Origin of the sequence: Jatrophihabitans sp., assembly GCA_036389035.1 — a bacterium.
GTDB lineage: Bacteria > Actinomycetota > Actinomycetes > Mycobacteriales > Jatrophihabitantaceae > Jatrophihabitans_A.
Genome location: DASVQQ010000017.1, coordinates 80,143 through 89,143, shown reverse-complemented (window position 1 = coordinate 89,143; position 9,001 = coordinate 80,143). Strand labels below are relative to the sequence as shown.

The 9,001-nt window shown below is 71.7% G+C and carries 7 protein-coding genes and 2 rRNA genes; 8 read left to right on the top strand and 1 reads right to left on the bottom strand.

Annotation, left to right across the window (positions count from 1 at the left end; genetic code table 11):
• The 3 genes from VF557_12260 to VF557_12250 all read left to right on the top strand — a co-directional run.
• Positions 1-363: ribosomal RNA gene (locus tag VF557_12260) — 23S ribosomal RNA — on the top strand; the annotation flags it as partial.
• A 91-nt stretch (positions 364-454) separates the two neighbouring features.
• Positions 455-571: ribosomal RNA gene (gene rrf, locus VF557_12255) — 5S ribosomal RNA — on the top strand.
• A 1,561-nt stretch (positions 572-2,132) separates the two neighbouring features.
• A complete protein-coding gene (locus VF557_12250) occupies positions 2,133-2,600 on the top strand; it encodes a tetratricopeptide repeat protein (GenBank protein HEX8080977.1) in 468 nt (155 codons plus the stop codon).
• Between the two features lie 87 nt (positions 2,601-2,687).
• Here the strand turns inward: VF557_12250 and VF557_12245 are convergent, their stop codons facing one another.
• Positions 2,688-3,956 carry a DUF1015 domain-containing protein gene (locus tag VF557_12245; protein HEX8080976.1) on the bottom strand — a complete coding sequence of 423 codons (1,269 nt, stop codon included), beginning with the start codon at positions 3,954-3,956 and terminating at the stop codon, positions 2,688-2,690.
• A gap of 66 nt (positions 3,957-4,022) precedes the next feature.
• Between VF557_12245 and VF557_12240 the strand changes: the two genes are divergently transcribed.
• Genes VF557_12240 through recN form a run of 5 tightly spaced genes read left to right on the top strand, consistent with a single transcriptional unit; the run spans position 4,023 to position 9,000 of the window.
• Positions 4,023-5,081 (top strand): HAD-IIA family hydrolase, encoded by a 1,059-nt coding sequence (locus VF557_12240; GenBank protein HEX8080975.1) that lies wholly within the window; start codon positions 4,023-4,025, stop codon positions 5,079-5,081.
• A 49-nt stretch (positions 5,082-5,130) separates the two neighbouring features.
• Positions 5,131-5,331, top strand: a complete 201-nt coding sequence (locus VF557_12235) for a hypothetical protein (GenBank protein HEX8080974.1) — start codon at positions 5,131-5,133, stop codon at positions 5,329-5,331.
• 10 nt (positions 5,332-5,341) lie between these two features.
• Positions 5,342-6,133 (top strand): TlyA family RNA methyltransferase, encoded by a 792-nt coding sequence (locus VF557_12230; protein ID HEX8080973.1) that lies wholly within the window; start codon positions 5,342-5,344, stop codon positions 6,131-6,133.
• On the top strand, positions 6,130-7,029 hold the full coding sequence (locus VF557_12225; protein HEX8080972.1) for an NAD kinase: 900 nt from the start codon (positions 6,130-6,132) through the stop codon (positions 7,027-7,029). Before VF557_12230 ends, VF557_12225 begins: the two co-directional genes overlap by 4 nt.
• Positions 7,030-7,059: 30 nt before the next feature.
• Entirely contained in the window at positions 7,060-9,000 is a 1,941-nt protein-coding gene (gene recN / locus VF557_12220) for a DNA repair protein RecN (GenBank protein ID HEX8080971.1), read from the top strand.
• The last annotated feature ends 1 nt before the right edge of the window (position 9,001 follow it).

Here is a 9,001-nt window from a genome sequence, read left to right as displayed (position 1 = left end):
TCCCAAGGGTTGGGCTGTTCGCCCATTAAAGCGGTACGCGAGCTGGGTTCAGAACGTCGTGAGACAGTTCGGTCCCTATCTTCCGTGGGCGTTGGAGATTTGAGAGGAGCGACTCCTAGTACGAGAGGACCGGAGTGGACGTACCCCTGGTGTACCGGTTGTCCTGCCAAGGGCACCGCCGGGTAGCTATGTACGGAAGGGATAACCGCTGAAAGCATCTAAGCGGGAAGCCTGTTTCAAGATTAGGACTCCCATCCTTTATGGAGTAAGGCCCCCGGCTAGACCACCGGGTTGATAGGCCAGAAGTGGAAGAACAGTAATGTTTGGAGCTGACTGGTACTAATAGGCCGAGGATTTGCCACAAAAATGCTACGCGTCCACTGTGCGGTTCCCGAGGTACGGTCCCCGTTTCGAGCTTGCTCGAGATGGTGCGGACCGGATATCTCCATAGAGTTTCGGCGACCATAGCGAGAGGGAAACGCCCGGTCCCATCCCGAACCCGGAAGCTAAGCCTCTCAGCGCCGATGGTACTGCGCGGGCCACTGCGTGGGAGAGTAGGACGTCGCCGGACACACTTTCGACCAAGGTCGTTCGGCATTGCCGAACGACCTTGGTTGTTTTAGAGCCAGGACCGTTCGGTTGATGCCGGACGGTTCTGGCTCTTTTCTTTCTAGGCGAGCGGGATGATGAACATGGCTGACTATGGATCTAGCCGCGGCGGCTCCAACGCCAGGCGCGACGGGCGAGGCACACCCACTGGAAGCGGTGACCGCGGCCGAGCCGGCTCGACGGGGTCGCGTAGTGCTGCAGCTGGTCGTGGTGTTGCAGCTGGTCGCGGTGCTTCGGCTGGTCGCGGTGCTTCGGCAGGTCGCGGCGGCCAGGGGGACAACCCGGGCCGGCAAGGTTCTCCCGCGCGGGACTACGCGCCCCGGGGCTCCTCGACTACTGGCCGTAGTGCTGCCGGCAGCACCCGTTCGGAGGGTCAGCGGTCATCGGGCCCCAGGCAGGACAGCCGCGGTTCCTACGGCCGTCCGGCTGCTGGCTCCGATGGTCCCCGACGCTCTGACCGCGCTGGTGGTGCGAGCGGCGGCGCTGCCGGTTACCGCGCCGGCGGCCAGTCACGTGACCGGTTTCCGGCCGCTGGCGAACGCTCCGGCGGAGGCGCCCGCCGTTATGGCTCCTCGAGCGAGGGCGCGGGCACTGCCGGCTCCTTCCGGGGTGCCGACCGCGCACAACCGCGCGGCGGAAGGCCTGCCGGCTCCGACACCGCCCGGCCGGCCCGAGGAAATCCCCGGGATCAGCACGGCTCATCGTCCACTGTGCGTAGTTCTGGCTACGAACCCCGGCGTGCGCCGGCAGCCGGACGCCCGACAAGCGCCCGGTCCGAGCGTGAGCCCCGCACGAGCGCCAACTGGTGGGAGCCAGCCGGTTCGGGCACCGCACGCCAGGACGATCGCAAACCGGCCGGGCCAAGCCGTGGGGGCACTGGATCCGGTGGCGGGTACTCCGATACGCGTCGTGACGGTGGGGGTTACTCCGGTGCACGACGTGAGGGTGGCTACCAGAGCACCCGCGGCGACAGCGGTGAGCGCCGCGACAGCCGGACGTCGGGCGCCGGGAGCCGGGGCCGCGACTCAGCAGCCGGTTTCGACAGCGGCTCGCGTCCCAGCCGCTCCGATCGCCCGGCCGGCAACCGCTCCTCCAGTGGTGGCCGTCCTACCAGTTCCACCGGCGGCGAACGGCGTTATCCCCGTGCCGACACCACCGGTGGCGAACGGCGCTATCCGCGTGCTGACAGCGCCGGTGGCGAACGGCGCTATTCGCGTGCTGACACCACCGGTGGCGAACGGCGCTATTCGCGTGCCGACAGCGCCGGCGGTCGAAGCAATCGGGTCGAGGAGGACTACGAGTCGACTAGGGGCTCCAGGCCGACCCGAGGCGCCGAGATTGCGATTCCCGCCGGCGCCGATCCGAAACTGCTCGACCCTTCGGTCCGCTCCGAGCTGCGCTCGCTCAGCAAGCTCGCCGCTGAGTTCGTAGGCGCTCACCTGGTAGCCGCGGGCCAGGCGATCGACACCGACCCGAAGAAGGCCTTGGAGCACGCCCGTGCCGCCCGCGGCCGAGGTGCCCGGGTGGGCGCGGTACGCGAAGCCACCGGGTTGGCGGCCTACCACGCCGGTGAGTGGGCCGAGGCCCTGTCAGAGCTGCGAGCCGCCCGCCGGATCTCCGGCGACGCCAGCAACATTGCGGTGATGGCCGACTGCGAACGTGCGCTGGGCCGTCCGGAACGGGCGCTCAAGGCACTCGATGACCCCGCGGTGCCCAAGCTGGACCCCAGCACCCGCGCCGAACTGCTCATCGTGGTCGCTGGTGCCCGGCGCGACCTGAACCAGCTCGACGCCGCGCTGGCGGTGTTCGAGCGTGATGGCCTGGACGCCAAGAACCCCAAGCCGGGCAGCGCCCGGCTCTGGTACGCCTACGCCGACGCGCTGGTCGAAGCCGGCCGGATCCAGGAGGCTGTCCAGTGGTTCGGCGAGGCCGCGAAAGCCGACTTCGACGACGAGACCGACGCGGCCGACCGGGCCGCGGACCTGCTCTGAGTCCTGGTCGCGAACTGCTGAGTCCTGGTCGCGAACTGCTGAGTCCCTGGTCGCGAACCGCTGAGTCCGGGTCGACCTACCGCTGAGTCACTGGTCGGCGAACCGCCGGATGACCGCGCCGGAGGCCGGCTTCGGAGTGAACAGCGTCGACTTGCGGGGCATCCGCTCGCCGGCGGCCGCGACGGCTGCCACCGCCTGGACCGGCGTGGCCCGAACCAGCACGGCGGTGTTCCCGGCGTGCGACGCATCGGCCAGCGCCTCGCTGACGCTGTGCGCGTAACCGACGTTGTCCACTGTGTCGCTCAACTGCCACACCTGCTCCACCAGCACCCGGTGCAACACCGTTATGTCAAGTTCGCCTAGCGCGGTGCCGGCAGCCTCGCCGAGGGCCTGTCGCTGGATCTCGGACGACAGCCGTGACACGAGCACCGCCTCGTCGTCATGTGCCAGGACGACTGCGAAGCCGTCGGTCTGGGCCAGCAGCTTCTCCGCCGCGGCGACGGACATCGGCTCACTGACCTCGGCGGCGGCCGCGGTCAGCTCAAGGATCCGGGTCCACCCGAGTGCCACCACCCGGTGGATCGGATGGACCTGCGGGCCGTAGGACGAGGTGTCGACCAGCAGCGTCAGGCCCCGGTCCCAGGGCCCGGGCTGGCCCTGGTGGTCGGCCTGCAGCTGCCGGTATGTCGCGTAGCGATGGTGGCCGTCGGCGATCAGCGCCCGCCGGCCGGCGAGGTCTGCCGCCACCGCGTCGTGCGCGGCCGGATCGGTGACCGCCCACAACCGGTGCCGGACCCCGTCCGGCGTGCTGGCCGTGCTGGCGGGTTCCTGGTCGGTGACCGAAGCGACCAGCTCGGAGGCCGCCCCGCCGCCGTCATAGACCAGGAAGATCGGTTCGAGATTCGCCTCGGTGGCGCTCATCAACGCCAGCCGGTCCGACACCGGTCCGGCCATGGTGTTCTCGTGCGGCAGGATCACCCCGTCCTCGGGGTCGCGCAGTTCCACCGCGCCGAGCAGCCCCCGGGTCACCGAGCCCTCGGACGTGCTCATCTCATAGACGAACAGGGCAGCCTCGTCATCGACGGCAAGCACCCCTCGGTCGAGCCAGTCCTGAAGGAGCGCCTTGGCTCCGGCGTAGCGGTCACCGTCGCCGAGCTCAGCCTCGTCCTGCTCTGGAAGGATCAGCCGGACGACGTTGGTCGGACTGGCCTGGACCAGGGCAGCCCGGTCGGCGTCGGAGATGACGTCGTAGGGCGGGGACAGCTGCCGTCCCAGGGTGTCGGCGTCAGCGCAGAACCGAGTCGCGCGAAACGGGGCAAGGGACAGGCCACGGCCGGTGGCGAGAGGATCGGTCACGAGGGCCGATGCTACGCGGCAGCCTGCGCACGGTACCGACCTGATCACCCGGAATGGAGAAAACGCATGATCGGCTCCCAACAGCCGCTGGCCCGTCGTTACGACGTGGCCCTGCTGGACCTCGACGGGGTCGTCTACGTCGGCGAGCAGCCGGTTGCCGGGGCGCCCCAGGCGCTGGCCTCGGCCCGCCAGTTAGGCATGCGACTGGCCTTCGTGACCAACAACGCTTCCCGCACCCCCGACCAGGTCGCCGAGTTGCTGCACCGGGTGGGGGTGCCGGCCGCCGCCGACGAGGTGATCACCTCGGCCCAGGCCGCCGCGCACTACCTGGCTGACCGGCTGCCGGCCGGCGCCCCGGTGCTGGTGCTGGGCACCACCGGCCTGATCGAGGCGCTCACCGAACGAGGGCTGAAACCGGTGTTCTCCGCCGAGCAGGACCCGGCCGCCGTCGTGCAGGGCTTCTTTCCGGGCCTGGACTGGGCAGCGCTGGCCGAGGGGGCGGTGGCGATCACCAGGGGGGTGCCCTGGCTGGCCACCAACCTCGACGCCACCGTGCCGTCCGCGCGCGGGCCGTTGCCCGGCAACGGATCGCTGGTGGCAGCGCTTCGGCATGCGACCGGCCAGACGCCGGCCGCCACCGGCAAGCCCGACCCGGCCATGCACGCCGAGAGCGTCGAACGCTCCAAGGCCCGGTACCCGATCGTGGTGGGCGACCGGCTCGACACCGACATCGAGGGCGCCCGCCGGGCTGACTGCGACTCGCTGCTGGTGCTCAGCGGCGTCACCGACGCGGCCAAGCTACTCGGGGCCGAGGCCTTGCACCGGCCGGACTACCTCGGCCACGACGTCTCCGCGCTGCTGCGCGGCCATCCCGAGGTGACGGTCACTGACCAACTGGTGAGCTGTGGAACGGCCAGGGTCGAGATCCGCGGCGTCGAGCTGCTGCTCAGCGGCGCTGATCCGGACGGCGAGGCCGGCGGCGACGGACTGGACGGCCTGCGAGCACTGGCGGTGGCCGGCTGGCGGCTGCTCGACGCCGGCGCGGCGGTGCGCCCGGTCAGCGGCGCCGACGACCCCTCGATCCGGCTGCTCCAGCAGCTCGGTCTCGGACACGCGCGCGGCTGAGGCTGTGGATAGCGGCGGTCAGAACCCGGCTACCACGTAACCTGGCTACGTGACCGACCCCCGCTCAGCTTCGGCCCCCGGCGGCGATGACGCCCCGGCCGCTGCCGGCGATGATGTGGTGCTTCGCGTCGAATCCGCCGCCGAGGCCGTCACCGGGGTCAGCGAAGGGCCGCTGATCGAGGCCGTGACCCGGCTGGACGTCCTGCATCGCGAGTTGCAGGACGCGCTGGCCGACCTGGACCAGGCCTGAGCCGCTGCCCATGGTCCGCCGGTTGCGACTGGACGCCGAACTGGTGCGTCGCCAGTTGGCGCGCTCGCGCGAGCAGGCCGGCGAGCTGATCGAGGCCGGCCGGGTCCAGGTGCGCGGCAACGTCGCCACCAAGGCGGCCACCGGCGTCGAGCAGGACACCCCCATCCGGGTGCTGAGCGACATCCAGGACCCGGGTTACGCCTCGCGGGGCGCGCACAAGCTGGCCGGCGCGCTCGCCGAGTTCGCCACCCTGCGGGTCAGCGGCCGGCGCTGCCTGGATGCCGGGGCCTCGACCGGCGGCTTCACCGACGTGCTGCTGCGCAACGGCGCCCGCGAGGTGGTCGCGGTGGATGTCGGCTACGGGCAGCTGGTCTGGGCGCTGCAATCCGATCCCCGGGTGATCGTGCACGACCGCACCAACGTCCGGACGCTGACGCCCGAGCAGATCGGCGGCCTGGCCGAGCTGACCGTTGCCGACCTGTCCTTCATCTCACTCGGCCTGGTGCTGCCCGCGCTCACCGCCTGCACCGTCACCGACCTGGTTCCGATGGTGAAGCCGCAATTCGAAGTCGGCCGGCAGCGGCTGGGCCGGGGCGGCGTGGTGCGCGAGCCGGCCCTGCGCGCCGAGGCGGTGCTGGCGGTGGCCGGCGCCGCCCTGGAACTCGGCTGGGGCACGGCAGGCTTGGCACGGAGCCCGCTACCCGGGCCCAGCGGCAACGTGGAATTCTTTCTGTGGCTGCGCCAGGACGCCGGCCCGGCCGACCCGGCCAGAATCCACGCCATCGCAGGGGAGGGCGAATGAGGTCCGTACTGCTGGTGGTGCACACCGGCCGCTCCGACATTCGTGAGCTGGCCCGGCACCTGATCAGCCGGTTGAACTACCTCGGCTTCGAGGTGCGGATCAGCCCGACGGAGGCCGCCGAGGTCGCCGAGGGCGGTGAGCTGAGCCCGGTCAGCCTGCTGGACTCGTCCCAGATCGCCAAGGACGCCGAGGTGGCGCTGGTGCTCGGCGGCGACGGCACGTTCCTGCGGGCGGCTGAGTACGCCCGCAACGCCGGCATCCCGCTGCTCGGGGTCAACCTGGGCCATGTCGGCTTTCTGGCCGAGACCGAGGTCGACGCGCTCGACGCGACCGTGACCGCGATCGTCGAGGGCCGCTACCAGGTGGAAGAGCGGTTCACCCTGCAGGTGACCGCGACCCTGGGCGGCGAGGTGATCGCCGAGGACTGGGCGCTCAACGAGGCGTCGGTGGAGAAGGGCAACCGCGAGAAGTTGCTCGAGGTGGCCGTGTCGGTGGATGACCGGCCGCTGCTGCGGTTCGGGTGCGACGGGGTGATCTGCGCGACCCCGACCGGGTCGACCGCCTACGCGTTCTCGGTCGGCGGCCCGATCGTCTGGCCCAACGTCGAGGCGATGCTGCTGGTTCCCAACGCCGCCCACGCGCTGTTCCAGCGGCCGCTGGTGGTGGCCCCGAACTCCCAGATCGACATCGACCTGATAGGCACGGACCAGCCGGGCCTGCTCAGCTGCGACGGCCGCCGGGCCCACCCGCTGCCGCCGGGCACCAGGCTGCGGGTTGAGCGCTCGGCGCAGACCGTGAGCATCGCCCGGCCGCATCCCACCCCGTTCGGCGAACGGCTGGTCGCCAAGTTCCAGTTGCCGGTCCGCAGCCTGCGCGACGGCCGTCCCACCACCTAGCGGGACCTAGCGGAAGAGGCTGGCAGGCAGATGCTGGAGGAGATCCGGATCCGCGGGCTCGGGGTGATCTCGGACGCGGTGCTCGAACTCGGGCCGGGGCTGACCGTGCTGAGCGGTGAGACCGGGGCCGGCAAGACCATGGTCGTCACCGGGCTGGCGCTGCTGTTCGGCGGCCGGGCCGACTCGTCCCGGCTGCGTCCGGGAGTGGAGTCGGCCAGCGTCGAGGGCAGGTTGCTGGTGGGCGAGCAGTCACCGACCGCGCTGGCCGTGATCGAGGCGGGCGGTGACCTGGACACCGACGGCAGCCTGGTGCTGCGCCGGGTGGTGACCGCCGCCGGGCGCTCCCGCGCGGTCGCGGGCGGCGCCTCGGTGCCCGCGACCGTGCTGGCCCGGCTGGCCGAGGACCTGGTGGCGGTGCACGGTCAGAGCGATCAGCAGCGGCTCACCCAGCCGGCCGAGCAGCGCCTGACCCTGGACCGGTACGCCGGGCTGGAACTGCGCGATTGCCGGGCGGCCTTTCAGCAGTGGCGGGCCGCGGTGGCCGAGCTGGCACGCCGCACCGGCATGGCCCGCGAGCTGGCGCGCGAGGCGGAGCTGCTGCAGCACGGCATCGCCGAGATCGCCCGGATCGCGCCGCAGCCTGGTGAGGACGTCGAACTTGCGGCCCTGGCGGCACGGCTGGAGCACGCCGACGCGCTGCGGGTGGCGGCGCGCACCGCTCACGACGCGTTGCTCGGTGACCCGGACGACCCGGCCGGTGACGTGCCGGATGTGCAGACCCTGATCGCGGCGGCCAACCGGGCGCTCAACCAGGTCGCGGGCACCGACGCCGCGCTGGACCAGCTCAGCGCCCGGCTGGTCGAACTGGCTGCCGCGGCCACTGACATCGGCAGCGAGCTGGCTGGTTACCAGGCGCAGCTCGAGGCCGATCCGGCCCGGCTGGCCTCGGTGCACGAGCGGCGTGCCGCCCTCAACGGGCTGATCCGCAAGTACGGTGCGGCCGCGGCCGGCGACGGCGGGGTCAGGATCAGCGCCGCGGCCGGGGCGCTGGACGCGGTGCTGGACTGGGCAGCCGAGGCCGAGCAACGGCTGGCGGCTGCCGACACCTCCGACGAGGCGCTGGCCGCGCTGGCCGCCGAGCGCGATCAGGCGGCCGCCCGCTACACCGAGCTCGCCGCGGCGGTGTCCAGGCAGCGCCGGGAGGCCGCCCACCGGTTGTCGGAGCTGATCACCGCCGAACTGGCCGGCCTGGCGATGCCGGCGGCCACGGTGCGGGTCGAGGTCCGGCCCCGGCACCCGGTGGAGTCCGGCCCGCAGGTCGTGGTCGAGGGCCAGCCGGCCGGCGCGGGCCCGGACGGCGTGGACGAGGTGGAGATCACCTTGCGACCGCATCCGGACGCCCCGGCGCTGCCGGTGCAGCGCGGGGCGTCCGGCGGCGAGCTGTCCCGGGTGATGCTGGCCATCGAGGTCGCGCTGGCCGGGACGGACCCGGTGCCCACCATGGTCTTCGACGAGGTGGACGCCGGCGTCGGAGGCCGGGCCGCCGTCGAGGTCGGCCGCCGGCTGGCCCGGCTGGCCCGCAGCCACCAGGTCGTGGTGGTCACCCACCTGGCGCAGGTCGCCGCGTTCGCCGACCGCCACCTGGTGGTGGACAAGTCGGTGGCGTTCGATTCGGTGGTGGACGACGCCGAGCCGAAGTCCCGGGTGGCTTCCGGCGGAGTCACCCGCAGCGACATCCGGTCGGTCACCGGCGAGGACCGGCTGGTGGAGCTGGCCCGGATGCTGGCCGGTGACAACAGCGCGGTCGCGCGCGAGCACGCCGCCCAGCTGCTCAGCGCCGCGCGTGCGGACATCGCCGGGTTCAACGGCCCCGCCAAGGGCTTGCCCAAGGGCTCGGTCAAGGACTTAGCCGGCGACCAGACCGGCGTCGAGGAATCCCGATCGACCCATCGGCGTCGATCCAAACGCTGAC